The following is a 24,649-nucleotide window of genomic DNA, read 5'->3' on the forward strand; positions in this document are numbered from 1 at the left end:
ATCCCACTCCGCGTTCGTCAGATCACCACGTCCCATACAGCCAGCCTGCCCCCAACACCCCACTCAGGTAGAGAGATCCGAGAAACAGCGCCTAGTGGCGTGGTGGACTTCGACAACGTGCCGTTCTCGGCGTCCCCTGGCAGCAGGGGGTACTTCGGCGGCGCGACGTTCTCCGGCGGCGCGGTGGACTTCCGCGGCGCGAGCGGTGCAGCTCCTGCGACGGTCACCCTGCCCCAGCCCTGGCTTCCCCCCAGTCCGTAGCCATTTGAGCCGACCCCGCGATACGACCGCGCGCGGCCTGCCGAGCGCAGGACAGCAGAGAGCAGCTTTGATCCCCCGGCGGCACGCACCCGCCCGCCCCGCCCGCCCTTCCCTTCCTTTCTCTGACCTGGCGAGCGCAGGGGGTGCAGAGGGAGATGTCAGGGCAGCAGACCGCCTGACCTGCGCGGACGCGGGAGGCCGCTGGAGGGGTGCGCAACCTCTAGCGCAACTTCTTGGCGCAACCTCTAGCGCAACATCCGGGCACGGCATGCCCAGGGCGCGAGGCCCCGCCGAGCGCGGCACAGGCAAACGCCGGCCCCGATCCAGCGCTCCCCACGTCCCGCCCGCCCTTCCCACCCTTCTTCATACAGGAGTGAGGCGGTCGTGGGGTGCTCTGAGGGGGATGTCAGCCCCCGACCACACCCGAACCCCCGTGGTCACCTGCAGCGATGCGGAAGCAGCCCGGAGACTCGATCAGGAGCCGTTTCAGGAGCTGTGTCAGGAGATACCACCGCCGGGCCGGCACTTCGGGAGTCCCGGAAGTCGGCGGCCCGTCGGCCGGACCGGCTGCCCCGCAGGAAGCCGGCGAGCATCGCGACCAGGAGCAGCCGGGCGAGCGGCGGCGCTGGTGGTCCCGCCGCGGCTGACCGCACGTCACCGGCCAGCAGATCTACATGAGTGTGGGCTGCACCCCCGTCAGGGTGCCGCCCACAGTCGCGTTCAGTCCTCGGTCAGCGGGTAGGGCCCAGCAGCGCGGCCGCCGCAGATATGAACGCGTCACCGTAACGATCGAGGCCCAAAAGTGCGGGCGGCACCTCGTGTCCGGGGCGCCGCTCAAAGTCTGTACAGCGGTGTCGGTTCAACGGCCGGCGCGCGGCAGGTACCCGGCCGACGGGGTCGTACCCGCCCGCCAGCAGCTCCCCGCCTCCTGGCGCAGCTCCCCGGCCGTGGTCTGCTTGACGCCCAGCGCGCCCGATGCCGGACAGCACGACGACGTCGACAGCTTTCCTGGACCGGTACGGGCCGCGGTCTTGGCGGTCTGCCAGAGACCGAGCAGACCGCCAAGATCCTTGACAGAATCCAGATCAGTTCCGACGGATGACGTAGATCACGCCACGGTCCGAGTATGTGATGTACGAGAGGAAGGCGGATGCAAGGACGACCAGCCCGCACATCACTGACCACTGGGTAGAACCCATGATGAGCGCGGTGACCAGTCCGATCAGACCGGCTGTCAGGAACAGAGGGGCCAGCGCGCACAGCACGCCGAAGATGAGGACGGCCAGGACGATGTCGAGCCACACGATGCCGGTCAACGGAATACTCCTTGAGGCGTGAGTCAGTAGACCCAGGTCTTGATGGGCAGCTCGTTGATGGCCGCCCGGTGGTTGGAGTGAGGTCAGGGTCGGGGCCCTTGTCTGCCGTGGGGTCGGCGGACGGTCAAGAACTCTGGGGGCTGACGAAGCCTTGGATCTTCTTGCGCAGCTGGTCGTCGATGAGGCGGTAGGAGATGTTCCCCGGGCCGGCGTTGCCGCTGATGATGTACGTGTTGTCTGAGGAGTCGGTCTGGTAGACGATCGCGACGTGGTCAGCGAGGCCGTTGCCGTTGCCGTCCTGGAAGACCGCCGCGTCCCCGGGCTGAGGTGTGTAGCCGCTGTTCGTGCCGTGCCAGGTGCGGTGCTCGATGCCGTAGTTCTTGAAGGACTCGGCTTCGCGAGTGAGATCGTCCAGGAAGCGGATCGGGGTGTCGGCTTCCCGCCATGCGTAGTGGACGAAGTCGGCGCACCAGTTTCCGCGCCCCCATGAGGAGTGGCCTACCAGTCGGCAGCGGGCATTGGAGCCGTGGATCTTTCCGCTGTAGAAGTTGCAGCCCAGCCCGGCGGCGTGGTCGTTCCCTTTGTAGGTCTCCTTGTCGTACTCGCGCATGGCGATCTCCGCGGCCTGCTGGCCTGCCTTGCTTGTGGCGGGGCGGTCGTCCTGCACTGGTCCGTCGCTCTCGCCCTGGACGGCGGACTGGTTTGCGCAGGCGGGCAGCTCGGTGCCGTCGTCGGCCTTGGCTTCCTCGTCGCCCCACTTCTCCAGGTAGTAAGCGGATACCCAGCCCTGAGTAGCCCCTTCGTCCAGGTCGGCTAGCAGCCAGATGGAGTTGCGGGCGCCCTGGGCGTCGGTGACGAGGCCGCCCTTGACCGCGCACCAGACGTAGTTGCGGCCGGCCTTGAGGGTGCCGACGCGCTGCGAGTCGCGGCTGGGGGCGCTGCGGCCGGGACCGTCCTCGAAGGTGGTGACCCAGAACTTGGCCGGCTCCGTCGGGCTGGGTTCCTGAGGCTCCGGGGCGCCGTCCTCGACGATGTTGTTGTAGCGGTAGGCGATGTACCCCTGGTAGTCGTAGGCGCCGTCCCACTCGTACTCCTGGTGCTTCACGGGAGTCGCACCGAAGTCGTAGGCGATGTAGCGGGTGTGTTCGGTGTTCGTCCACCGTTCGAAGAGCCGCACGTGGGTGTCCCACTTGACGAGAGCGTCACCGGCCGCGAGTTCGTCCTTGCCGATCCTGTGCGAGATCTTCGGGTCGACCAGTGCGTTGGCGGGGTCGGAGGACACCACCCGGCTGCGGTCCAGGTGCCAGGCCATCGAGACATAGCCGCTGCAGTCGGTGCGGTACAGCTTGCCGTCTACATCCGGGTACGTGGCGCCCTGGTTGTACTGGATGCCGCGGTTCATCCAGGACTCCGCGCGGCTCAGTACCTCGGAGCGGGTGATGGGCTGCCCGGTGGAGGCGGCCGCGGCCGTCCTCGGGATCAGGCCGACCGCGGCGACCGACGCGGCCAGGAGAACCAGGAGCACGGCGGCGATCACGGCGGCCGGGCGCCGCCAGCGCGGGCCGGGGAGGGGAAAGTGGAAGGACAGCATTGCATTCCCTTTCGATGAGTCGGATTGGCGTCCGGTGAGGCCAAGCCGACCAGTCGGGACACGCAGCGCTCTAGACGGGAACTGTCTGTAGCGGCCGGGAACTGTCTTTGTCTCCTGCACCGGAGCTGTCTGCCGCCTCTTCGGCGAGGTCACAGCCCTGCGGAGCGGGGCACGGCCAACGGCCAACTCTCACTAAGCTTCCTGCCGTTGAAGGAGAGCAAGGAGAGTCTGTGGGGACGAAGCGCACATCGTCTGCGGCGTGGCAGCGGGCGGACGAGCTGGCCAGGACGCTGGGTGCCGACTTATCGCGCCAGCAGAGGCAGGCCAATCTCAAGGGCCGTAGGAAGGGCAGCCGCCGCCATCCCGCCTCGCTGCGGACTCTGGGGTCGGTCGTCAAGTGCGACAAGACGGTGATCGAGAAGATCCTCAAGGGCCTTCCACCGGGAATCCTGGACGAGCAGCTGGTCGTCGGCATAGCCCGGCACTGCCAGGAAGCGTGCGGCGACACCCCCGACGACACGTACTGGGCACAGCGGGTGAAGGCACTCAAGCGCGCCGTGGACTGGGCCAAGGCCGGTCACGAGATGCCGGAGGACAACGACAGGCTTCCCGTCGCACGGCAGCGTTTCCACGCAGTCTTTTCCGCTCCGGCCGGTGCGATGGCGCTCGCTCCCGTGCCCAAGCGGTTCCGGAACTGGATACCGGACGATGACGACGAACTCGAAGCCCAGGTCATCGAGGACAGCGACTGGCAGCAGTCCCCCGAACCCGATCCCGGCCGCCGGGACACGGACCCCACGCCCTCCCCGCCGGAACCGACCCGGACAGGTCACATCCCGCCCCCCGGGGCTCGACGCCGACGGGCAACTCGAGGATCTCTGCTGACCGCGACCAGCCGCGTCATGGCCGTCGTGGCGGGTGCAGCCGTCTTCATCGCCGTCCCCGTCCTCCTCTCCCGCAGCAACACCCCCGACACGAACGTCAGGAACGGATCCGAGACCGGCGGACACCCGGACAACGGCCGACTCCCCACGTCCAGCCCGTCGATGCTCCCCGCCACGCCGGCCCCTATCATGTCGAACGCCAGTTCAAATCCTTCTCCCGTCTCCCCCGCTCCCGGGACAACCCCACGTCCCGCAGCACCACGAGGGACTCCCGACACCGCGTCATTGACGCCCCGCTCCGACTCGACGACCGCTCAAGAAGCTCCGCAGGCCGTCGAGCTTGAGGCGTTCGGGCCCGCCACCTGGCTGGTATCAGCACAGTCCGGCAAATGCGCCGACACCGGCCTCGCCGGCGAGGGCGCCAACCTCTACCAGTGGTCTTGCGCAGAGGGCGCCTACAACCAGCAGTGGAAGCTGCGAGAACTCGACCGGGACGTCTACCAGTTCCAGAACCAGTACTCCGACCAGTGCCTCACGATGCGCGGCGGCACTGCGCAGCTCAACGCCGTCCAGGAGCCGTGCTCGGCAGACTCCCCCGAGCAGCAGTGGCACTTCACGGTCAACGCCGCGCAGAACGGCTGGACCTACGGCTACCTGCGCAACGAGCGGTGGGGCAAATGCCTGGACGTCAGCGAGGCCTCGATGGAAAACGGCGCCGACATCGGCCCCTGGGACTGCACCGAGCACAAGAAGAACCAGATGTTCCGCGTCACGCCCGACGCCCTGTGACTGCACACGAAACTCAAACGCGGTCCCCGATGCCACGATCACGGCCGCCCCGCCGACGCCCGAGGCAGTAACGCTGATCCCCCGACGGCACACACCCGCCTCTTCTCCCGCCCTTCCTCTTCCAGGCGGGGGCGGTCGTGGGTGCTCTGAGAGGGATGCCAGCCCCAGAACCCCCAAATCCCTTCGGCTCCCGAGGTCCAGGAGCCGGGCGCGGGCAAGCTCTGTCCAGTGGGCAAGCGGCCGTTCGAGAAGGGTCGGCCCAGCCCGACCACGGACGGCCGGGGCCCCGGCCGTGACCCGACCACGGCCTCACCACGCCCTCACCGTGGCAGGTCAGCGCGTTGGACACGCTGCGGCCGTAGTACCGGTCAGGTGTGCGACGCGGTCCGGGCGGGGGAGGATACGGGGCCATGAGCACCAGTCGTCCCCTGCTGACCCAGCGCGAAGCCGCCGCCGCATGCGGCGTGAGCCGCACGACCATCCGACGCCGCCGCGAAGCCCGGACTGCTCGCCGTGCGACGACAAGGTCCCCGACAGCCACTGAGCCGCCGCTACAGTCGCCCCCACCCTCACAGCTCCGTCAGGGCGGAGGCTGCCGCATCCCGACGACCTGAGGAACCTCTGTGCCCGTGCCGCACGACATCGCCGCCGAGACCGAACTGTGGGACGCCTTCGCCGAGTCCGCGTTCAAGGCCGACGCCGAGCCGTCCTTCTGCTGGACCCAGTACGCCGGCCATGGGCCGGGCCCCGAGCTCCTCGCCAACCCGCAGTCCGTGCTGGAAATCGGCTGCGGCACAGGCCGCGCTCTCGCCCACCTCGTGCAACAGGGAGTGAAGGCCACCGGGGTGGACCTCTCGCCCCGCATGGCGCAGCTGGCCGACGAGCGGTGGTCGCCGCTCGGCGTCCGGATCGCGCAGGCGGAAGTCCTCGACTGGCTCGCCGCCGACCAGGACCGGTACGACGCGGTGTACTCCATCTTCGGCGCGGTCTGGTTCACCGACCCGTCCCGCCTCTTCCCTCTCGTGCGTGAGCGCCTGGACCCCGGCGGCGTGTTCGTGTTCTCCCAGCCGCCCGCGATCCCCGGCGCCTACGGGCCGCAGGGCATGTACAAGGGCGGTTTCGCCGGGAAGGCGCTGTTCACCTACCGCTACAGCTACAAACCCGCGGTGTGGGAGCGGCATCTGCTGCGGGCCGGCTTCGCCAGCGCCAATGCCCGGATCGTCCCGGCCCCGGAAGAGGGCCACATCGGCACGCTCATCGTGGACGCTCGAGCCTGAGACGATCCCCCGGCGACCCCCGCGCCGTGGCAAGGTTCAGTCACCGCGGAGTGTGTGCGCTGCCGACTGCCGCTTGCTGTGGGTCAGGCCGTAGGTCTGCTGTGCAGTTGCACGACGACATCGCGGCCAGTGGCCTTCTCTCCGAGGCGGAAGAACGGCACCTGGCCCTCGCTGTAGACGTACTCCAGCCAGCCTTCCTCTTCGAGTTCCTTGCGGGCGCGGGAGAAGTGCGACCGTGGAACTCCTATACGCTCGGCCAGCTCAGCTGCCGTTCGCTCGACGGTGTGGTCGAACCCGCCCAGGATCGCGTACGTCATCACCAAGTTCTGCTTCAGGTGCGGCAGGTCGCTTGTTCTGCACTGCAGAGCGTCGAGCTCCGGGTACGGGCTTTGGCGAGGCATTCTTCGGACCCTTCGGTGCAGTGTCGGAGCGCCCCGGCACGGTCGGCAGGTTGTAGTTGGCAGCCAGTTCCGATTGTTCCCTACCGGACAGGCTGGAGACGATGTGCGGGGTCGCCTTGTACTTGATCGTCCGGCCGATGACCTCTTCCACGAGGAAGATCTTGTGCTTGAGTAGCTCCTTCGCAAGCCTTCGCGTGGCCTGCGGAGTAAGGCCCAGGAACTTGGCGGCTTCCCCGGCGGTGGCGCCACCCTTCTCGTACGTCATGATCGCGCAGTACCAGAACAGCCTGAACTGATCACCGGTGATACCGGACTCCGCTGCGAGCATGGCCAGGACTCTCGGGAAGCTGAACTGACCGTGGCGGCCGCCAAAGCTGTATGACCGGCGATCATCTTCGTCGTCGTGATCCACCAGTTCGTGGACCTCACCTGTTGCCGTGCTGACCAGCTCTCGGCCGCGCCTTCTACCGCTGCGCTCTGGCACCTGCAACCCCTGACCTGGGCGTTCGTTTCGACCTTCCTGATGATCTCAACATTACCGTAGGCGACATGTCGTGTCTGGTAACTGAGCGAACCCGCAGGTTCGTTCGGTGACGCCACACGACATGACCATAGGCGCCATGTATCGGCATCCTAGGATGCCGATATAGGCATCGTAGGATGCCGTTGATTCCAGCGTTGTCGCAGGTCAAAGCCCTGCGGGGGGTGCGTCCTCTATATACGGCGTAGGAACCAGGTACGTGTGTACCGTTCAGTGACCCTCCCGTGCTCGCAGCGGGACACTCCGTCCCTCGGCGCACCGTGCGCTGTTCGCTGATGTCGCAGCAACTGGAAAACGTGGCTGTGCCCGGTGGGGGTCGCCGTACACACGCGTGCCTGCTCTTGAGGCTGACCGCATCGTCGTGGCTGACTTTCGGTGGCTGAGGTCGCAGGCCGGAGGTTGTCGGGACGGTCCTGGGCAAGGGGCGCTCGCGGGTAATCCTGTCCCGCTCCTGGGCGGTTGCTCGGCTGCATCGAGCGATGGGGAGGGAGCGGAGGGGGATCAACGCGCGCATGCCTAAAGAACAGATAGGTGCAGCGCGCTGACCTGCAAAAACGCGGACGATGGATGCATCCTGGGTGCATAGAACGTGGTCGCGGGCGGCGAGATGCATGTACGTAAGTAAATAGATCGATTCTGTCCAGGGACCCGCCCGCCGCCCAGCTCGGAGGCTTCGGCCGAGGCGTTACGGCCGACCCCTGCGTCCCCACCCCGGACGCCGTCAATGGCATGGAGTCAGCGCGGGATCTGTTGAAGACCCTGACGGCGGCGAGGACGCACCGGCCCCCGAGGTCCTGCCCACCCTCCGACTGGCGGGCTGACCCGACGCCACGTCTACCTGCCTCGTCCGACGGTGTCGCAGGCGGGACAGGGTGAGGCGCTGCGGGGCTGCCGCCGACAGGGCTGGGCGCATCGCGCGCGTCGGGTGGCCACGAAAGCGTGGCTGTGCCCAGTGGACGGTGGCCGTACACACGCGTGTCTGTTCTTGAGGCTGGCCGCATCGGCGTGGCTGAGGTCGCGGGCAGGAGGTTGTCGGGAGCGGTCTTGGGTCAAGGGTGGTCGTGCGGAGAGGCGGCGTGGTGATTTCCTCGTAAAAGGCTATAAAATGGCGCGAACCTCTGCCGGGCCATTGGCACCTGTGTGCTGATGTAGCCGTCCTGGCTGTTTCAGTCGGGCTCAGCAGAGGTGTGTGATGGACCGTTCATCTCCTACATCAGCGGCCGATCTCAACTGGCGTGGCAGGGCCGCGTGCGTGGGAGAGGATCCGGAGCTGTTCTTTCCGTTGAGCGACTTCTCCGCTGCGGGGGCGTCGGGCTCTGAGGCTCGCGCGGTGTGCCGCCGGTGCCCGGTGATTCTCTCGTGTCGCACCTGGGCGATCGACCATGGTGAGGACGACGGGATCTGGGGTGCGACCACTGCTTCTCAGCGGCGTGCCATCCGGCGGGCCGCGGCCGAGCCGACTCCGCGCAATCGAGCGTCACAGGCTGGGTGATGTCTTCAGCCGGCTTCAGCGTTGTCTCAGGCTTTTGCTCACGCCCGCGATCATGAGGGTGTGCAGGGCTCGTCTGCTGTGGCTCTTGACCGTTCCCAGCGGTAGGCCGAGGCGGTCTGCGATGTGCTCCTGGCTGAGGTCCTGGTAGTACGTGAGGTACACGACGGCACGCTGTTCCCTGGTGAGGCACTGTATGGCTGCGGCCAGCCAGAAGCGGTCGATCACCTGGTCGGCCGCGTCGTCGTACAGGGGCTTGTCCCGGAGGTGGGGATCTTCGGTGCCTGCTGTCAGTTGGTGGTGATCCGCTGCTCTGATGGCTTCGACGGCCTTCGTGGTGGTGATGGAGTAGAGCCATACGCCGACATGTCCTTGCCTTGGGCAGCGCGCCGCACATTGGCGCCACACTTCGAGGAAGACCTGCTGGCTCACCTCCTCCGCGTCCACGTCCGCCCCTGCAGCGGCGTGCTGGCCGGCCCAGGTCAGGACAGGGCGGTTCCAGTTGTCGTAGACGTGATCGAAGCAAGGGCTACCGGCTTCTTCGAGCGGCAGCATGCGGGGGTCGACGCAGTGCGCGCACGCGAACTGCGCCGCTTTGGGAGGCGCCATGATTGTTCTCTCCGCGACGCGGCCTGGTGACGGAAGACGTCGAGGGTGTGGTCGGCCGGACCGGGTGTTGGGGGTGCGATGCCGCAGCGACGGGTGCGCGTGAATCAGAGTGCGCGGTTCACCGGGCTTGCGGGCCCAGCCGTGTGTCGGCCTGTCAGAGGTTCGCCGCCAGGCTGCGGATGACGTGCGTGGCGTCCTGCCTGTCTGGTCCGGGAAGCAGGATGACGCGCAGGACGAGGCGGGACAGTATGCGGGTCTGGAGCACGGGCGCCACCCTTGCGGGAACGCGGCTGCGCAGCCTGAAGGTCTCCCGGGCGCGCGACAGCCACTGTTCCCGTTTGGGGTCCGGGCGTTCCGTGAGCGCGGGCAGGGCGTGGTCGTCGACAGCCCTGAGGCCCACCTGGGCCAGTCCGAAGGCCAGGTCGCGGTGCTTTCGTTCCAGTCGTCGGCACGTACGCCTGTCGCCGCTCAGCTTCAGCTCCAGGTAGCGCAGTGCCGTCAGCGCGCTCTGTACCTCGATCTCGATCATGTTCGGCACCATCACGGTGTGAACAGGCTGAGGTCGGGCAGGCAGGTGCGGGCGCTGCGGGGCCAGGTGACGGCGTCGTAGATCCGTGCGGGTGGGCTGCCCTGCTCGGCCGTTCGGCTGGCTGTCCTCACGCGTTGCAGCAGCGCGCCGAGCGGGAGCGGCTCGAGGGGGTGGGGGGTTGGGCGCACAGTTCGTGGGCCAGGGCGTCGAGTCCGGTGCGTCCTCGGGTGCGCCGGGCGTAATCGAGTGCGGTCAGCAGGAGGCCCTGGCCGCCGGGGAAGGAACGGGCCGCCACTCGTGCGAGGTGGCCTCGGTCGAGACCGTCTCCCTCGAACCTGAGCCGTCCGCAGTCGCAGGGGTCGACGCGCATCCCGAGGTACACGACCTCGTCGAGCGGCAGGTCGACGGCGACCGATTCGACGGCGACGAATCCGAAGTCGAAAGCGATCTCGAAAGCGCGATAGCGCAGGGATTCATGGAGCGAAATGATCTCGCTCAGCGGCGGATGGGCAATGTCGCCCCGACAGTTCCATCCATATTCGCGATGCACAGGACTCACGGTAAACACGCTAGCCATTGATTGCGGACCGGAAGAAATCAGCTACCTCGGCCTGTGGCGTTTTCACGTGTCCTACACACCGATGTCACGATTGAGGAGATGCGCCTCCCGTCGTGTCGAATTCATCCGTCGGTGCCGGAATGCGGGGGCCGGTGGGCATGCGCTTCGCCCCGGGTGTCGGCCGATGTCTGCGGATGTTGATCCGTTTCGGCGGGCTGCGCCGGCTTTCTGTGAGGCGAGGGCGGTTGCACTGTTTGACCAGCGCAAGTCGTGGCCACCTCGGGGCTTGATCGCGTACGGGGCGGCGGCCGGGTAGCGGGCCTTCGAAAGGGGCGGGCGGCGGGTCGCTGTCGCAGCCCGAGGGGCGCCCGGCGTCTGCGAGGCGCCGCTCCGTGCGCTCCTGCGCGCAGCCGTCCGAGCCGTCGGAGCCGCGGGAGCCGTCTGCCGTAGCATCCGGAGAACGTACTTGACGTTTTAGCGGCTTGTCGGATCTTTCTGTCGGGCAGGTGTTTTCGGCAATTCGCCCGTTCCTGGCGAATCACAATGAATCAATAGCCTCTCGTGTCACTTCAGGCTGAATTTTCGCTGATTTTGAATCCAAAGAAGGATCGATTCTGCGCGGGATGCGGAAGTCTCGCCTTTTACACATTCGAATGAACTCATTTCCGCGCGCGACCTTCACAATGTGTACGGCTGGCCGCGCGACACGAACTCGCGGCCATCTGCGTGAATCCAGAACGCGGTATTTCCATGGCCGACCTGCGGAAATGCGGGAAATGCGGAGACGTGGCCGCTGCGGGCTGCCGGTCATGACGGGATCCCGCCACATACTCAACCTGTGCCCAGCCGGGTACACGTCTCGAGAAAGGTCTCACCTTCATGCGCAAGGTTCTGCGTGGCGCGGTCGTCGCCGCCGTGATCGCACCGGCCGTCATGCTGTCCGTCGGGGTTGCCAACGCCGACACCTACGAGCAGGTCACCACCCGGTCCGATGCGGCCGGCGCGAGCGTGACCTCGATCGTCAGCGGCACCACGGCAACCGGCGAAGCCTTCTACAGCACCGTGACGAACTCGGCCGGACCGGAGGGCACCTCCTCCTCCCGGACCACGAGCGACACCGCCGAGAAGGCCGCGGACACCGCCGGCGGTCTGGGCTTCCTGGCCGGCCTGTTCGGCTGACCAGCCGAGTGGCGTACGGGCCTGGCTTCCGCCGCAGAGCCCGGATCGATCGACGTGCGGGGCTGACTGACCGCAGCCCGATCGGTTGAAGTGCGGGCCGGGCTACCTCAGAGCCCGGCCCGCACGCTTGTGGTGCGCAAGCCGGAGTGTGGGGCCCTGTCCCCCGATGGCCTCTCATCGTGGGTACGGGCCTTCGTCCTGGCCGGCTTGCTGCGCAACGCGCGAGTCCGGCGGTCGTGGCGCGTGTCGGTCGTGGCTGTTCCGCGCAACATACCGTTCCTCGCCGGAACGGTGCGTCAGGTTCCTGTACGGCCATGCAGTCGATGACGCGGTAGCCAACGTACGGGCCGTACAGGGCGAGGAGCAGGCCGAGGGTGCCCCGCCGATGCATACTCGATCATGTATATTGATATACGAGTCTGTATATACAAGGAGGGTCATGAGTCGCACCGTGATCGATCTTGACGACGACGCACTCGAGGCCGCCGCCAAGGAGCTCGGGACCACCACCAAGCGGGACACCATCAACACCGCCCTGCGGGAGGTCACCGCCCGTTATCGGCGGCTGCGGGCGCTCGGGGAGGCCCGGGAGCTGGTCGCCGAAGGCGCGTTGGATGTCGACCTTCTTCTCGACAAGAGCACGTACCGGCCTGTCGGCGGGCGGGACGGTGGCCGCGACGCGGGGGCGGATGCGTGACCGTCGCCGACTACCTGATCGACACTTCCGCCCTCGCCCGCGTCCTGCTCGGGCGGACGACGGCCGAGTGGGACGACCGGATCGGGGCGGGGCTCGTCGCCCTGTGCGACATCACCGAACTCGAAGTCCTCTACTCGGCACGCTCGGCCGCGGACCGGGAGCGCGTGAAGCAGGCGTTGAACGCCCACTACACCTGGTGCCCCATGCCCGAGGGCGTCTTCCGGCGCGCACGCGTCGTCCAGGAGATGCTCACCGCCAAGGGCGAGCATCGCAGTGCCGGTCCCGTCGACCTGCTCGTCGCCGCTGCCGCGGAAGAGGCGGGGCTGACGCTGCTGCACTACGACCGTGACTTCGAGACGATCGCCCGTGCGACCGGGCAGCCGGTGCGGATGATCGACCTCGGGGACTGATCGCCAAGAGACTCGTCGAGCCGTTCCCATTGCCTGTCGTGGGCGCGGCCGACTTCCTCCTTCCAGGCGGCGTCCAGGTCGCCGTCGTCGAGCAGCACGTCGATCAGTACGGTTCCGCCGTACCGGCTGCCGCGATCACGACCGGCGTCCGCCTTCAAGGCGGCCAGTGCCGCCACGCGTTCGGCCTTCCAGCAGTGCGCCGCCTGGGCGGCGGAGCGCAGTTGCCGGCAGGCGGCAAGGGACTGTTCGACGTGGAACCGGTCCCGTCGGAGTACGACTGCGTCGGCTACCCGCCCCGCCCTCGCGTACCAGGCGCACACATGGTCGACCAGGCGGCCGTCGATGTGCTCCTCGGCGGCGCAGTCGGCGATCTGCTGCGCGTACCCGGAGGCGTCCGCGTACTCGATGTACCCGTACCGGGCGAACGGCCGCGGATCGATGAGTGCGAGGACTCGGTCGCGGACCGCACGGAGATCGGAGCGGGCGGTGGCGGCACGCAGTTCCAGGCGCCGACGCAGTGTCCGGTCCTCGGCGAGCTGCTCCCGCACCAGAGCCAGGAGTTCGTCACGTGACAGGGCCGAGAGCCATGCTTCCAGGCCGGAGGTCCGTGCCCGTGCCGCGGCTCGCTGACGGGAGATCGCCTCGGCCCGCCGCAGCACGGCCAGCCCCACGGCCACGCAGTGCTAGCAGAAGTTGCCTTCGAACCCCGCAAGTTTCCGTGCCACAACGGATATTCAACCGTGGATCGCGCTTCCGGAGGGGAGCCCACCCACTCTCGACTCCCTCTCAACTGAGAGCTGCTACCATTTCCGCATGACTGTCAGAAGTTGGGACTCAGGGCTGACCGGTCTGACGATCAGCGTCCCTCTCCATCGGCTTCAGTACGACGATCCCGTACGCCGCCCTCCCCGCTCTGACCACCGAACTCGCTTCCTCCATGGGTGAGTTGTCGTGCACCGTCGGCTCCTCCGCCGTCGCAATGCTCCCCACGGACCCAGGCGCAGGAAGCCACCGGCCCTCCGGCGCTGACGCTGACTCCGCATGCCCTTTTGAGAGGAATCCATGAGTACGAACCCTGCACAGGCGGCCCACGCCGACGGGAGCGGCGGGGGCGCGCTGGACGCGCGTCAGCTGCGCGCGATCCTGACCACCGTCTCGATCGCGCTGATGGCCGTCATGGCATCGGTGTCCGGGCTGAACGTCGCCCAGACGCACATGGCCGTCGAGTTCGACGCCTCGCAGAACACCGTCCTGTGGATCATCAACATCTACACCCTCGCCCTGTCCGCGCTGCTGCTGCCGCTCGGCGCGATCGGTGACCGCGTGGGCCGCAAGCCCATGCTGATCGGCGGACTGGTCGTCTTCGGCGTCGCGAGCGTCGTGGCGGCTGTGGCCCCGAACGCCGAGGTGATGATCGGCGCGCGCGTCGCCAGCGGTATCGGCGCGGCGACGATCATGCCGATCACCCTGGCCGTCATCACCTCGACCTTCCCCGAGGAGCAGCGGGGCAAGGCGATCGGGGTATGGACCGGTGTCGCCGGAGGCGGCGGCATCCTGGGCATGTTCCTCTCCGCCTTCCTCGTGGACGTCGCCGACTGGCGCTGGCTGTTCGCTCTGCCCGTGCTCCTGATCGTCGTCGCCCTTGCCATGACGCTGAAGTCGGTCCCCAACTCCCACGAGCGGTCCCCGCACGCCTTCGACACCGTCGGCGCACTGGTGTCGGTCGTCGCCGTGGCCGCCCTCATCTTCGTCCTCCAGGAGGGGCCGGAGCAGGGCTGGACCGCCCCCGTCACTCTGATCAGCCTCGCCGTCGGTCTCGTCGCCACGGTCGGTTTCGTGTACTGGGAGCTGCGCCGCCGGGACGCCTCGCTGCTGGACGTACGCCTGTTCCGTGAGCGCGGTCTGGCCGGCGGCTCGATCACGCTGGTGGTGGTCTTCGGTGTCCAGGGCGGTATCGCCGTGGTCCTCTTCCCGTTCCTCCAGGCCGTGGTCGGCTGGTCGGGACTGCTGTCCGCGGCAGCGCTGATGCCCCTGGCCATCGCGATGATGATGGCCTCCGGTCTGGCGCCCAAGCTGGCCGCGCAGATCGGCCCCCGCGCGACCATGAGCGCGGGCATCGCGCTGATCGGCGTCAGCCTGGCGCTCATGGCCCTGTTCGTGTCCGTCGACGACGGCTACCTGTCGATCCTGCCCGGCATCGTCGTCATGGGCTTCGGCCTGGCCCTGTCCATGGTGCCCTCCACCGAGGCCATCACCCGGTCCCTGCCGCAGGAGAAGCAGGGCGTCGCCTCCGCGCTGAACGACGTCACCCGGGAGTTCGGTACCGCGCTCGGCGTGGCGATGCTCGGCGCGATCCTGACGGCCGGCTACCGCAACGCCATCGACGACAAGCTGGACGGCATCCCCCAGGGGACCGCGGAGACCGCGCGGGAAGGCATCGCCAACGCCGTCGAGGTCTCGGGCAGCGCGGGCCCGAACGCGCAGAGCCTGGTCGACGCCGCCAAGCAGTCCTATGTCGACGGATGGCAGCAGTCCATGTGGGCGGGCGTCGCCGTCATGGGCGTGCTGCTCGTCTACATCGCCCTGCGCGGCCCGAACAAGCCCGCTCCCGTGGCTGAGGCGGACAAGGCGGAGGACACCGAGACCGTCGCCGCCCGGTGACCGCGCCTTCACCGCTCCCGGAGCGGTTCTCGTACTGACCGCTCCTCACCTGAAGGGGCCGGCCCAGATCCCTGGGCCGGCCCCTTCGGCGTGTCCGGCTGTGTCCGGCTGTGTCCGGTCGTGTCCGCCCCGGCCGGTCTCTGTCGGTCTCTGTCGGCGGTCACGTGTCGGGAGCGCCGCGTGGCCGGTCCGGTTCCTTTCGGGGCCGGTCCTTCGTCGGGCCGCCGCAGGTTCCTGTCAGCAATCGGGGCGCCGTTCCGTTCATCTCCCGGGGGCAAACGAACCACAGGAGCACCACATGAACCACCACATCGTCGTCCTCGGCGCCGGCTATGCCGGGGCCTACGTGGCCGGGAACCTGGCCCGTCGGCTGTCCTCGGAGGACACCGAGATCACCGTGGTCAACGCCGAGCCGGACTTCGTGGAGCGGCTGCGGCTGCACCAGATCGCGGCAGGTCAGGAGATCGAGGCGCTCAAGCTCGCCGACGTCTTCGCGGACACGGGCGTCCGGCTGCGGCTGGCCCGTGTCACCGCCGTCGACCCCGAGCGGCAGGTCGTCGCCGTGACCGATGCCGACGGTGACACCGAGCTCGGCTACGACACGCTCGTCTACTCGCTCGGCAGCCATGTCGCCGACCACGGTGTCCCCGGTGTGGCGGAGCACGCCTTCGACGTCACCGGCCGGCCCGCGGCGCTGCGCCTGCGCGAGCGCCTGGACAGCCTGGGTGAAGGCGGGAACGTGCTGGTGGTCGGCGACGGGCTGACCGGCATCGAGACCGCCACCGAGTTCGCCGAGTCCCGGCCCTCCCTGTCGGTGACGCTCGTCGCCCGCGGCGAGCTGGGCGACCGGCTCTCCCCCGGGGCCCGCGGCCACCTGCGCCAGGCCTGCGAGCGGCTGGGCATCACCGTCCTGGAGCACACCAGCGTCGCGGCCGTCGAGGCGACTCGGGTGCGGTGCGCCGACGGCACGTTCGTGGCGTCCGACGCGACCGTGTGGACGGGCGGTTTCACGGTCAACCCCATCGCCGCCGCGAGCGGGCTGGAGGTGACCGAGAACGGTCAGATCGTCGTCGACCGCACCATGCGGTCGGTGTCGCACCCGAACGTCTACGCCGCCGGCGACAGCGCCCATGCCATCGGCGACAACGGCCGGCCGCTGCCGATGTCCTGCGCCTCGGCCGGCTACACCGGCCGGCAGGCCACCGACGCGATCATCGCGCGCCTGACCGGCCGCAAGGTCGCGAACATCAAGCTGGGCTACCTGGGCAACCACATCAGCCTCGGCCGACGGGACGCGATCCTGCAGATGGTCGACGACGAGGCGCTGGCGAAGCCGAAGTACATGGGCGGCCGCAAAGCCGCTCGGATCAAGTCGGGCATCCTCAAGATGTCCCTCTGGGGCATCTCGCACCCGACCTTCGGCATGCCCACGCGCAGGCGCCGCCTGGCCGCCGTGCCGGAGGCGGCCGCCGAGCAGGCGGTCGCGTAGCCGCCCCGGGCCGCGGGCCCGCCCGGACCGCGCAGCCGTCGGGGACAGGGGCGGCGACGGCCGCCGCCGGTGGTGGTGGCCGTCGCCGCCGCCCCGGTCCCGGAGCGGGCCCCGTCACCCGCCGTACGGGTTAAAGATCGAGCTAAAGAGTGTTGCAGAGCGCGATCAGCGCCGGTTTTCCGCCATGATCCGGACTGTCTAGTGCTTCGTTTTGTCCGGATTCCTGGCGGGCCGGCGACGGTCGTTGGCCCAAGCGGTCCTCACGCCGTTCTGCAACAGGCTTTAGGAGTGGTCCGCGTGGACAGCACCGCCACTGATCGCTTCGACACCGGCCGGTTCGAGGCCAGCCGGAACCGGATGGCCTCGCTGGCGTACCGGCTGCTGGGTTCCGCCACCGACGCCGAGGACGCCGTACAGGACGCGTTCCTGCGCTGGCAGGGCGCCGACCGGCGGCGGATCAAGGTGCCGGAGGCATGGCTGACCAAGGTCGTCACCAACCTGTGCCTCGACCGGCTCCGCTCGGCACAGACCCGCCGCGAACGCACCGTCGGCGCCTGGCTGCCCGAACCGCTCCTCGACGGGGACCCCATGCTCGGCCCCGCCGACACCTTCGAGCAGCGCGAGTCGGTCTCCCTGGCCGTACTGACCCTCCTGGAACGCCTCGCGCCCCTGGAGCGGGCCGTCTACGTCCTGCGCGAGGCCTTCTCCTTCAGCCACGCCGAGATCGCCGAGATCCTCGACGTCACCGAGTCCGCGAGCCAGCAGCACCTGCACCGCGCCCGTGGCCGCATCACCACCGCGCGCCGACGCGGCGGTGAGGTCGACCCGGCCTCCGCCCGCAGGATCGTCGAGGAGTTCCTCGCCGCCGCCACCTCGGGCCGCACCGAACAACTGGTGGCGCTGCTCACCGACGACGCGACCGCGATCTCCGACGGCGCCGGCCTGACCGAGACACTGCTGCGCTACGACACCCCGCAGCGCATCGCCGCCATCGCCCGGGCCGGCTTCAAAGGCACACCGGCGAAACGGCGGCTCGCCGGCGGCACGCCCGCCGTCCACTACGCGCTCGTCAACGGCGCCCCCGCCATCCTCTTCGTGCCCGGCGACCAGGTCGTCGGCGCCGTGACCTTCGACATCGCCGACGGCCGGATCGCCACCGTGCGCGGCATCGCCGCCCCCGACCGCCTGATCCGCCTCAACGAGGCCTGGCGCCACCACGAACCGGACAGCCCGCTCATCGCCGAGTGGTGACGCGACACCGGCCTCCCACGACATATGAAGGTGCGTCGTATGCGGACAAAGTGGGCTTTGCGCGAGACGCTGCCCCCATGACTGCCTCGCCTTCGACCTCCGCCAACGCTCCCTACCGGTTCGACGACCTGACCGCGGTCTTCGTCAACTGCACCCTCAAGCCCTCGCCGCAGCTCAGTCATACGCAGGGGCTGATCGACAAGAGTGCGGCCATCATGATGTCCGCGGGGGTCACCACGTCCGAGATCCGGGCCGTCGACCACGACATCGCGCCCGGCGTGTATCCGGACATGACCGAGCACGGGTTCGGCAGCGACGAGTGGCCCGCGTTGTACGAGCGGGTGATGGCCGCGGACATCCTGGTCGTCGCCGGGCCGATCTGGCTCGGCGACAACAGCTCCGTGACCAAGAAGGTCATCGAGCGTCTCTACGCCTGCTCCGCCCTGCTCAACGCGCAGGGCCAGTACGCCTACTACGGCCGGGTGGGCGGCTGTCTCATCACCGGCAACGAGGACGGCGTGAAGCACTGCGCGATGAACGTCCTCTACAGCCTCCAGCACCTCGGCTACACGATCCCGCCGCAGGCCGACGCCGGGTGGATCGGCGCGGCCGGGCCCGGGCCCTCGTACCTGGACCCCGGTTCGGGCGGACCCGAGAACGACTTCACCAACCGCAACACCTCCTTCATGACCTGGAACCTGATGCACCTCGCCGCGCTGCTCAAGCGCTCCGGCGGTGTGCCCGCGTACGGCAACCAGCGCACGGAGTGGGACGCCGGCTGCCGGCCGGGCGCGGACAATCCCGAGCACCGCTGACCCACCTCCCTGGCGGACGTAAGGGTTTCGTCATCCGTCAGGCCGCCCGGGGCCGCCGTGGTTTCCGTTGAATGGGACGGGAACGACGGGCTCTTCGGAGGTGGGCGGGTATGGAGCGTGGACGACGCTCGCGGGTCAGGCCGTGGATGGCGTGGGTGCTGGTGGCGGCGGTCGCCGGGGTCGGCTTCGGGCTGTACTGGTTCCAGCCGTGGAAGCTGTGGCAGGACGAGACGGTCCAGGAGGCGCTGCCGGGGACGGTGGACGTCTCGGGGGCGCCCGCCGCGGCGCCGTCGGGCACGGTTCCCCCCGCGTCCGCCCCGGCCGGGCCCGTGACGGTGGCGAGCGGTGCGCTGATCAGCCATGAGCACGCGACGTCCGGCACCGTGAAGCTCGTACGGCTGGCGGACGGCTCCCATGTCGTGCGGCTGGAGAACCTCGACACCAGCAACGGCCCCGACCTGCGCGTGCTGTTGGCCGACGCGCCGGTGAAGGAGGGCCGGGCCGGCTGGCACGTGTTCGACGACGGCGACCATGTCAGCCTCGGCAAGCTCAAGGGCAACAAGGGCAGCCAGAACTACGCCGTGCCCGAGGACGTCAGCCTGGCCCGGTACAGCAGCGTCAGCATCTGGTGCGACCGCTTCGATGTGTCCTTCGGCGCGGCGGAGCTCGTACAGGGCTGACGCGGGGGCCGGGGGTGGCGGGAGGCCGCCACGGCTTCGGTCCGGCGCTGTCGTGCGCCGGACCGAAGCCGTCACCGGCCGGGGGTCAGCTGCCGATGCTCTGCGCGTGGCGGAAGAAGTCCGACCGGTCGTAGCGGCGCTTGACCGACACCAGCCGGGAGTAGTTCTCGGCGTAGTAGGCCTGGCGCCAGTCCCCGAGGTCGGGGTTGGGGAAGTTGAGGTACGACTCGCCGCTGGAGAGCGGGTCGATGATGTCGAAGGCCTGGACGGGCCACAGCATGGCGGCCTCGGCCTCCTCCGCGGGCGGCTGCCCGTTGGAGAGCAGGGTCGCGCAGGCCACGAAGAACTCCGCGCCGCGGTGCACGTACGCGGTCCTCGTGCGGGGGACCTTGTTGGAGACTCCGCCGAGTGCCGTCATGTACAGGTACGTGATGTGGCCCGGCCTGCGGTTGGCCTCGAACGCGGCGAGCAGGTCGGCCACCCCGGAGCTGCCCGTGGGGCGGTCGAGCAGCCGGGTGCGCTCCCGCAGGAACGGGGTGCGGCGGATCTTGGCGTCCGGGTTGGAGCCCGCGCGGTGGCACTCCTGGAGCGTGAGCTGCTCACAGCCGTAGACGGCCTTCATGCCCTCGTCGAAGTGCATCTCCTGGACCACGCGGAGGCTGGGCGTGGCGCCCGCTTCGGCGGCCAGTTCGTTCAGGGCCTGCTCGAGCTCCGCCTGGGGTCCGTGGTAGCCGCCGTTGATCTTGATGATCGGCACATTGCCGGGGGCGCCGTCGCGCAGGAGCACGTTCAGGGTCGAGCCCAGGTTGTTCGAGCCGCTGGAGCACCACTCCTGCCAGGCGGTGATGATCTCCTGGGCCTTGTCCCACGGCCAGTAGGTGTCGAAGTACACCATCTTCGGGGCCGATATCGGGCGTACCTCGAAGTCGGTGGCCACGCCGAAGTTGCCGCCGCCACCACCGCGTATCGCCCAGAAGAGGTCGGGGTGGGACTCCTCGGAGGCGCGCACGATCCGGCCGTTCGCGAGGACCACCTGGGCCGAGACGAGGCGGTCGCTCGCGACCCCGAACTTCCGTACCTGGAAGCCGATGCCACCGCCGGAGATGTAGCCGCCCATGCGTACGGTGGCGCAGGTGCCGGTGACCACCTGCTTGTTGTGGGGCCTGAGCGTGGCCAGCACGTCGACGCTCTGCACGCCGGGGCCGAGCCGCACCGTGTGGTCGCCGACCGAGACATGGTTCAGCCGGGAGACGTCGAGGACCATGCCCTCACCGGTGGACCAGCCGGCCAGGCTGTGGCCGCCGCTGCGGGTGTGGACCTCGATGTGGTGGTCACGGGCGAACTTGATGGCCGTGCTCACGTCCCCGGGGGTCTCGCAGTAGACGATTCCCTGCGGCTTCACGGTGTCGAGCTCCACCAGAACGCCTTGCTTGGAATAGGCGTAGGCCTGGTCGGAGGGCAGGACCACCTCTCCTTGCAGATGCCGGCGCAGCTGCCCCCATTTGTCTTCGCTTCCATATACCGACCGCACCGATGACCCGAGCGCCGTGGCCGCGAGCGCCATGCTGCCACCACCGCGGAGAAGAGATCGTCTACTCAGCATCGTTCCTCCAGGACGAGAGACCAGAGACCAGAACTGACGGGTGGCGGGGGTCATTTACCGGGAGCCTAGTGCTACAGCCGCAGAACTTGTGACGTGTAATCGTTTCTCGAGTTCGCTTGCAGCACGACTCAAGGCCGATCCGCCACACCGGGATCCTGTCGTTCTCCCGAACCTGTTTCAGCGGAATTTCCACTGAGCAATCTCGGCGATGACACCGTCCGACGCGTTCCTGCAACCTGGTCCCTGAAACGTGTTCTGCGTGCGTGGAGGGGGTCTTCACGCGAATCGCTGGTGCGGCCACATCGGAACTGGAAGGTCTTACATGTCGTCCACTCTCTTCGGGTTTTCTGGCGATTTCGATGTCATCGTCATCGGCGGTGGGCCCGCCGGTGCGACCACGGCTGCGCTGCTGTCGAAGCAGGGGCACCGTGTCCTCGTGCTCGACCGTGAGCGGTTCCCCCGGTACCACGTCGGGGAGTCGCTGATCCCCGGCGTGATGGTGCCGATGGAGGAACTCGGTCTCAAGGAGCGCATGGAGGCCAAGGGATTCGAGCGGAAGTACGGCGGGACCCTGGTCTGGGGCAACAACGAGGTTCCGTGGAACTTCTCCTTCACCACGGGCGGGCGCATCCCGTACGCCTTCCACACGCGGCGCGCCGACCTGGATGCGCTGATCCTGGACCGGGCGCGTGAGCTGGGTGCCTTCGTCGTGGAGGACGCCACGGTGAAGGACACCATCGAGGAGGACGGCCGGGTCGTCGGCGTCCGCTACGCGCTGCGCGGTCTGAACGGCACGCACGAGGCGCGGGCACGCCTGGTCGTGGACGCCTCGGGGCAGGCTCGGGTGATCGGCCGGAAGTACTCCGAGGTCAACTGGAACGAGCAGCTGCGCAACGTCGCGGTGTGGACGTACTTCGACAACTGCCACCGGCTGCCGGGCGACGAGTGGAGCAACATCCTCATCGAGGGCACCAAGGACGGCTGGTTCTGGGGCATCCCGATCGACAAGGGTGTCTTCAGCGTCGGCTACGTGACGCGGTCCGCGCTCGCGACGGAGTCGGACAAGTCGCTGGAGGACCTGTTCCAGTCGGAGATCCAGGAGACCAGCAAGCTGAAGGATCTGCTGCGGGACGCCACGCAGGCCGCGGGCTACCGTTCGGCGCGCGACTGGTCGTACACCAACGAGCACTTCCACGGCAACGGCTGGGTCCTGGTCGGCGACGCCGCCGCCTTCGTCGACCCGCTGTTCTCCACCGGTGTGGCGCTCGCGACCCTGGCGGCCAGCACGCTGTCCAAGGTGGTCGACAAGATACTGAACCACCCCGAGATCGAGGAGAAGGCCCTCGACCGGTACTCCACGGCGTACCAGGACTTCTTCCACGACATCCGCCGGTTCGTCGAGGGGTTCTACGACCGCTCGAAGACCAAGGGCTTCTACTTCAACATGGCCCAGGACATGGTCGACCCGGAGAAGAAGAACGATGCCGAGGTCGACTTCGTGAAGCTGATCTCCGGGCTGAGCGGGCGTCAGGGCGGTCTGTTCGAGCTGAACGTGGACGACCTCATCGAGGGCGCCGACGCTCCGGCCGAGACCGTCGGCGACTGACGCCGGGCACCACTGGCAGGTACGACTGAGCTCCTGGCGGAGAGGATCCTCTCCGCCAGGAGCTCAGTCGTGCTGTCTGCCAGGGGGCTTTGCCATGTCGCGTGTGCCGGGGAGTTCTGCCCTGTGCGCCGGGAGCCCTGTCGGCCTGTTGGTCGTTCGGTGCGGGAGGCCGCGGTGCGGGCTGTGCGGCGGCCGGCCCCTGTGGGGTGAGGGGGCCGGCCGCCGCACAGCCCGGGGCCGTGGGCGCGGTGGTTCAGCTCGCCCGGTCGGGTGCCGCCACGGGCCTGGAGCCGGCCGTGGACTGCGACCGCTTGCGCCTGGCCTCCAGGACGGTCAGGGCGGGTGTGCCGGCGACCAATTCGGCCGGTGCGGGCCGGTTCCGCTTCCTGCCGTGGCCGGCGATGACCAGAGCGGCCGACACGATCACCAGGTTCTTGAGAATGTACTGGCCCTCGAGGGTGCCGATGAAGAAGGAATCCCAGGTCTCCTTCGGGAACATGAAAAGAGGGGTGAATGTGCCCGCCATGTGTCCGAGGAGGATCATTGTCGTCAGCGTGGGCACGACCCCGCTGACGAGAAGTAACCCGATGACCGTTTCCAGCGCGCCGGTCAGCACCGTCGCGAGCGTTCCCTCGATGATGCCGAACGTCAGTCGCTCCACGGTTTCAGCGGCCAGCGGTTCCGCCGGACTCACCCCCGGAAAGAACTTCGGCACTCCGAACCACAGGAAGATGATTCCTATGGATATTCGGAGTGCCGTGATCCCGAATGAGGCACCGAGGCCCTCGATGAAACGAGCGATTCGTCCATAGGTGCGCATGGGCCTTGACTCCCCGCAGTTTCTCATTTCCGGCTGAATTTTGGTTATGAGGCTGTCATGTTCCGCCCAAGCCTCGGTGGAGGAGCGGCAGGGCGGAACTATCGGGCGACCGGAGGGAGTCGTTCGGCGATCTTCAGTTGTGGGCCGGGCGGGGCCGTCAGTGGCCGGCGGGCGCGGGGCCGAGCAGGACCTTGGCCTCCAGGGAGCCCTCGGACAGCTGGTAGTACGTCTGGAGCTTGAAGTACTCGCCGCCGGAGTAGGACGCCACGTTGTAGAGACCCTGGACGGGGCCGGGGTAGGTGTGGCCGACGTTCTTGGCGAACTTCTCGACGCTCGCGTCGACGGCGATGCGGTCGGGCAGGGCGCCGGCGTCCGGGACCATCGTGGCGAACGTGATCCGCTGGATCTTGGAGGACTCCCAGTTCAGGGTGGTGTAGATGCCGACGGCCTGGGCCGCGAGCTGGAGCATGCGCTCGCTCGGCTCGGGCAGGCCCAGGTCGCGCAGCATCGCGCGGACGGTCTCGGGCTCGCGGCACTCCTCGGGGAACTGGAGGAAGTAGACGTTCACCGTGCGGCTCGGGTAGTCGATCCCGATCATGCTGTTCTTGTCGTCGAGGCCGTAGCGGGCGTAGAAGTCGAGGTTCTCGGACAGGGCCGGCGGCATGGACGGCAGGGCGGCGACCTTGGACAGCTTCTGGAGGTCGTTGACCGGGAGGAACGTCCAGGTCTTCTTGAAGCCGCCGACGACTCCGAAGTCGACGCCGTGCGCGGTCACCGGGATGTGCTCCTGGACCTCCTCGAGCAGCTTGCCCACGGGGTGGTCCGTGGCCTCGGCGATGCCCTGCGACACGGCGTAGAGGTAGGGGTTGACGTCCCCGGGCAGTGCCGTGAAGCGGCAGTCGAGGTCCTCGGAGCCGCGCGTGGTCACCCGGAAGGCGACGACGACCTTGTCCAGGTCGTACGCGGACAGGATGGGCTCGACCTTTTCGCGCGAGGGGGCTATGTCCAGCAGTCCGGCCGTTTCCTCGATGGCGCTGAAAAGACCTTCCATGCCTGTGCTGGTCATTCGTCCTCCAGTTTCCTTCTGTGTTGAGCATCTTGTTAATCAGGCGGCCGACCGGGTATTTGTTGTGTCTAGGATCGGTGGCCGTATTGCCGAGGAACAGGGCAGACGGGCATGGCACATCCCAAT

At 68.2% G+C, this 24,649-nt stretch carries 23 protein-coding genes; 12 read left to right on the forward strand and 11 right to left on the reverse strand.

What is annotated here, in order from left to right; genetic code table 11:
- Positions 1–1,346: 1,346 nt before the first annotated feature.
- The gene (locus ACZ6SQ_RS36890; protein ID WP_469570156.1) at positions 1,347–1,577 is read right to left on the reverse strand and encodes a hypothetical protein; all 231 of its coding nucleotides are present in this window, start codon (positions 1,575–1,577) and stop codon (positions 1,347–1,349) included.
- A 124-nt stretch (positions 1,578–1,701) separates the two neighbouring features.
- On the reverse strand, positions 1,702–3,168 hold the full coding sequence (locus ACZ6SQ_RS36895) for a CHAP domain-containing protein (protein ID WP_469570159.1): 1,467 nt from the start codon (positions 3,166–3,168) through the stop codon (positions 1,702–1,704).
- 230 nt (positions 3,169–3,398) lie between these two features.
- On the opposite strand from ACZ6SQ_RS36895, the gene ACZ6SQ_RS36900 reads away from it, so the two are divergent.
- The gene (locus ACZ6SQ_RS36900; protein ID WP_469570161.1) at positions 3,399–4,841 is read left to right on the forward strand and encodes an RICIN domain-containing protein; all 1,443 of its coding nucleotides are present in this window, start codon (positions 3,399–3,401) and stop codon (positions 4,839–4,841) included.
- A gap of 623 nt (positions 4,842–5,464) precedes the next feature.
- The gene (locus ACZ6SQ_RS36905) at positions 5,465–6,118 is read left to right on the forward strand and encodes a class I SAM-dependent methyltransferase (RefSeq protein ID WP_469570164.1); all 654 of its coding nucleotides are present in this window, start codon (positions 5,465–5,467) and stop codon (positions 6,116–6,118) included.
- An 83-nt stretch (positions 6,119–6,201) separates the two neighbouring features.
- Here ACZ6SQ_RS36905 and ACZ6SQ_RS36910 read toward each other — a convergent pair whose 3' ends face one another.
- Both ACZ6SQ_RS36910 and ACZ6SQ_RS36915 read right to left on the reverse strand, forming a co-directional pair.
- The gene (locus ACZ6SQ_RS36910; protein ID WP_389337907.1) at positions 6,202–6,435 is read right to left on the reverse strand and encodes a helix-turn-helix domain-containing protein; all 234 of its coding nucleotides are present in this window, start codon (positions 6,433–6,435) and stop codon (positions 6,202–6,204) included.
- Positions 6,380–6,931 carry a MarR family transcriptional regulator gene (locus ACZ6SQ_RS36915; RefSeq protein WP_469570167.1) on the reverse strand — a complete coding sequence of 184 codons (552 nt, stop codon included), beginning with the start codon at positions 6,929–6,931 and terminating at the stop codon, positions 6,380–6,382. The genes ACZ6SQ_RS36910 and ACZ6SQ_RS36915 overlap by 56 nt, the downstream gene beginning before the upstream one ends.
- Before the next feature lie 1,321 nt (positions 6,932–8,252).
- Here ACZ6SQ_RS36915 and ACZ6SQ_RS36920 point away from each other — a divergent pair.
- Complete coding sequence (locus tag ACZ6SQ_RS36920) at positions 8,253–8,552, forward strand: WhiB family transcriptional regulator (protein ID WP_469570169.1); 300 nt, start codon at positions 8,253–8,255, stop codon at positions 8,550–8,552.
- 15 nt (positions 8,553–8,567) lie between these two features.
- Here the strand turns inward: ACZ6SQ_RS36920 and ACZ6SQ_RS36925 are convergent, their stop codons facing one another.
- The 3 genes from ACZ6SQ_RS36925 to ACZ6SQ_RS36935 form a co-directional block, all read right to left on the reverse strand.
- Positions 8,568–9,158: an RNA polymerase sigma factor gene (locus ACZ6SQ_RS36925; RefSeq protein ID WP_469570171.1), complete on the reverse strand. Its 591-nt coding sequence runs from the start codon at positions 9,156–9,158 to the stop codon at positions 8,568–8,570.
- A gap of 154 nt (positions 9,159–9,312) precedes the next feature.
- Positions 9,313–9,687: a hypothetical protein gene (locus ACZ6SQ_RS36930; RefSeq protein ID WP_469570173.1), complete on the reverse strand. Its 375-nt coding sequence runs from the start codon at positions 9,685–9,687 to the stop codon at positions 9,313–9,315.
- Positions 9,688–9,814: 127 nt separating this feature from the next.
- Complete coding sequence (locus ACZ6SQ_RS36935) at positions 9,815–10,246, reverse strand: hypothetical protein (RefSeq protein WP_469570175.1); 432 nt, start codon at positions 10,244–10,246, stop codon at positions 9,815–9,817.
- 879 nt (positions 10,247–11,125) lie between these two features.
- Between ACZ6SQ_RS36935 and ACZ6SQ_RS36940 the strand changes: the two genes are divergently transcribed.
- From ACZ6SQ_RS36940 to ACZ6SQ_RS36950, 3 genes are all read left to right on the forward strand, one after another.
- Entirely contained in the window at positions 11,126–11,425 is a 300-nt protein-coding gene (locus ACZ6SQ_RS36940) for a hypothetical protein (RefSeq protein ID WP_469570177.1), read from the forward strand.
- Between the two features lie 439 nt (positions 11,426–11,864).
- Positions 11,865–12,122 carry a type II toxin-antitoxin system VapB family antitoxin gene (locus tag ACZ6SQ_RS36945; protein WP_469570179.1) on the forward strand — a complete coding sequence of 86 codons (258 nt, stop codon included), beginning with the start codon at positions 11,865–11,867 and terminating at the stop codon, positions 12,120–12,122.
- Positions 12,119–12,532, forward strand: coding sequence for a PIN domain-containing protein (locus ACZ6SQ_RS36950; protein WP_469570181.1), 414 nt, complete (start codon positions 12,119–12,121; stop codon positions 12,530–12,532). Before ACZ6SQ_RS36945 ends, ACZ6SQ_RS36950 begins: the two co-directional genes overlap by 4 nt.
- Here the strand turns inward: ACZ6SQ_RS36950 and ACZ6SQ_RS36955 are convergent.
- Positions 12,460–13,209 (reverse strand): hypothetical protein, encoded by a 750-nt coding sequence (locus ACZ6SQ_RS36955; RefSeq protein ID WP_469570183.1) that lies wholly within the window; start codon positions 13,207–13,209, stop codon positions 12,460–12,462. The two genes, ACZ6SQ_RS36950 and ACZ6SQ_RS36955, sit on opposite strands and share 73 nt — an antisense overlap.
- 385 nt (positions 13,210–13,594) lie before the next feature.
- Here ACZ6SQ_RS36955 and ACZ6SQ_RS36960 point away from each other — a divergent pair, with 385 nt between their 5' ends.
- From ACZ6SQ_RS36960 to ACZ6SQ_RS36980, 5 genes are all read left to right on the forward strand, one after another.
- Positions 13,595–15,193 (forward strand): MFS transporter, encoded by a 1,599-nt coding sequence (locus ACZ6SQ_RS36960; protein WP_469570185.1) that lies wholly within the window; start codon positions 13,595–13,597, stop codon positions 15,191–15,193.
- A 298-nt stretch (positions 15,194–15,491) separates the two neighbouring features.
- A complete protein-coding gene (locus ACZ6SQ_RS36965; protein WP_469570187.1) occupies positions 15,492–16,682 on the forward strand; it encodes an NAD(P)/FAD-dependent oxidoreductase in 1,191 nt (396 codons plus the stop codon).
- 297 nt (positions 16,683–16,979) lie between these two features.
- Positions 16,980–17,933: a sigma-70 family RNA polymerase sigma factor gene (locus ACZ6SQ_RS36970; protein WP_469570189.1), complete on the forward strand. Its 954-nt coding sequence runs from the start codon at positions 16,980–16,982 to the stop codon at positions 17,931–17,933.
- 77 nt (positions 17,934–18,010) lie between these two features.
- Positions 18,011–18,748 carry a flavodoxin family protein gene (locus ACZ6SQ_RS36975; RefSeq protein WP_469570191.1) on the forward strand — a complete coding sequence of 246 codons (738 nt, stop codon included), beginning with the start codon at positions 18,011–18,013 and terminating at the stop codon, positions 18,746–18,748.
- A gap of 110 nt (positions 18,749–18,858) precedes the next feature.
- Positions 18,859–19,428: a DM13 domain-containing protein gene (locus tag ACZ6SQ_RS36980; protein WP_469570193.1), complete on the forward strand. Its 570-nt coding sequence runs from the start codon at positions 18,859–18,861 to the stop codon at positions 19,426–19,428.
- Positions 19,429–19,513: 85 nt separating this feature from the next.
- Here the strand turns inward: ACZ6SQ_RS36980 and ACZ6SQ_RS36985 are convergent, their stop codons facing one another.
- Complete coding sequence (locus ACZ6SQ_RS36985; protein WP_469570196.1) at positions 19,514–20,896, reverse strand: FAD-binding oxidoreductase; 1,383 nt, start codon at positions 20,894–20,896, stop codon at positions 19,514–19,516.
- A gap of 457 nt (positions 20,897–21,353) precedes the next feature.
- Here ACZ6SQ_RS36985 and ACZ6SQ_RS36990 point away from each other — a divergent pair, with 457 nt between their 5' ends.
- Positions 21,354–22,637, forward strand: coding sequence for an NAD(P)/FAD-dependent oxidoreductase (locus ACZ6SQ_RS36990; protein ID WP_469570198.1), 1,284 nt, complete (start codon positions 21,354–21,356; stop codon positions 22,635–22,637).
- 253 nt (positions 22,638–22,890) lie between these two features.
- Here the strand turns inward: ACZ6SQ_RS36990 and ACZ6SQ_RS36995 are convergent, their stop codons facing one another.
- Both ACZ6SQ_RS36995 and ACZ6SQ_RS37000 read right to left on the reverse strand, forming a co-directional pair.
- Positions 22,891–23,457: a DoxX family membrane protein gene (locus ACZ6SQ_RS36995; protein WP_469570201.1), complete on the reverse strand. Its 567-nt coding sequence runs from the start codon at positions 23,455–23,457 to the stop codon at positions 22,891–22,893.
- A 157-nt stretch (positions 23,458–23,614) separates the two neighbouring features.
- Positions 23,615–24,523, reverse strand: coding sequence for an aromatic prenyltransferase (locus tag ACZ6SQ_RS37000; RefSeq protein ID WP_469570203.1), 909 nt, complete (start codon positions 24,521–24,523; stop codon positions 23,615–23,617).
- Positions 24,524–24,649: the final 126 nt, after the last annotated feature.

It is taken from the genome of Streptomyces sp. NPDC048600 (assembly GCF_055587025.1).

Excerpts from the sequence above, each read along its gene's own strand:
- ACZ6SQ_RS36895 (WP_469570159.1), bottom strand. The coding sequence starts at position 3,168 with ATGCTGTCCTTCCACTTTCCCCTCCCCGGCCCGCGCTGGCGGCGCCCG.
- ACZ6SQ_RS36910 (WP_389337907.1), bottom strand. The coding sequence starts at position 6,435 with ATGACGTACGCGATCCTGGGCGGGTTCGACCACACCGTCGAGCGAACG.
- ACZ6SQ_RS36920 (WP_469570169.1), top strand. The coding sequence starts at position 8,253 with ATGGACCGTTCATCTCCTACATCAGCGGCCGATCTCAACTGGCGTGGC.
- ACZ6SQ_RS36925 (WP_469570171.1), bottom strand. The coding sequence starts at position 9,158 with ATGGCGCCTCCCAAAGCGGCGCAGTTCGCGTGCGCGCACTGCGTCGAC.
- ACZ6SQ_RS36930 (WP_469570173.1), bottom strand. The coding sequence starts at position 9,687 with ATGATCGAGATCGAGGTACAGAGCGCGCTGACGGCACTGCGCTACCTG.
- ACZ6SQ_RS36940 (WP_469570177.1), top strand. The coding sequence starts at position 11,126 with ATGCGCAAGGTTCTGCGTGGCGCGGTCGTCGCCGCCGTGATCGCACCG.
- ACZ6SQ_RS36945 (WP_469570179.1), top strand. The coding sequence starts at position 11,865 with ATGAGTCGCACCGTGATCGATCTTGACGACGACGCACTCGAGGCCGCC.
- ACZ6SQ_RS36960 (WP_469570185.1), top strand. The coding sequence starts at position 13,595 with ATGAGTACGAACCCTGCACAGGCGGCCCACGCCGACGGGAGCGGCGGG.
- ACZ6SQ_RS36965 (WP_469570187.1), top strand. The coding sequence starts at position 15,492 with ATGAACCACCACATCGTCGTCCTCGGCGCCGGCTATGCCGGGGCCTAC.
- ACZ6SQ_RS36975 (WP_469570191.1), top strand. The coding sequence starts at position 18,011 with ATGACTGCCTCGCCTTCGACCTCCGCCAACGCTCCCTACCGGTTCGAC.
- ACZ6SQ_RS36980 (WP_469570193.1), top strand. The coding sequence starts at position 18,859 with ATGGAGCGTGGACGACGCTCGCGGGTCAGGCCGTGGATGGCGTGGGTG.
- ACZ6SQ_RS36990 (WP_469570198.1), top strand. The coding sequence starts at position 21,354 with ATGTCGTCCACTCTCTTCGGGTTTTCTGGCGATTTCGATGTCATCGTC.
- ACZ6SQ_RS36995 (WP_469570201.1), bottom strand. The coding sequence starts at position 23,457 with ATGCGCACCTATGGACGAATCGCTCGTTTCATCGAGGGCCTCGGTGCC.
- ACZ6SQ_RS37000 (WP_469570203.1), bottom strand. The coding sequence starts at position 24,523 with ATGACCAGCACAGGCATGGAAGGTCTTTTCAGCGCCATCGAGGAAACG.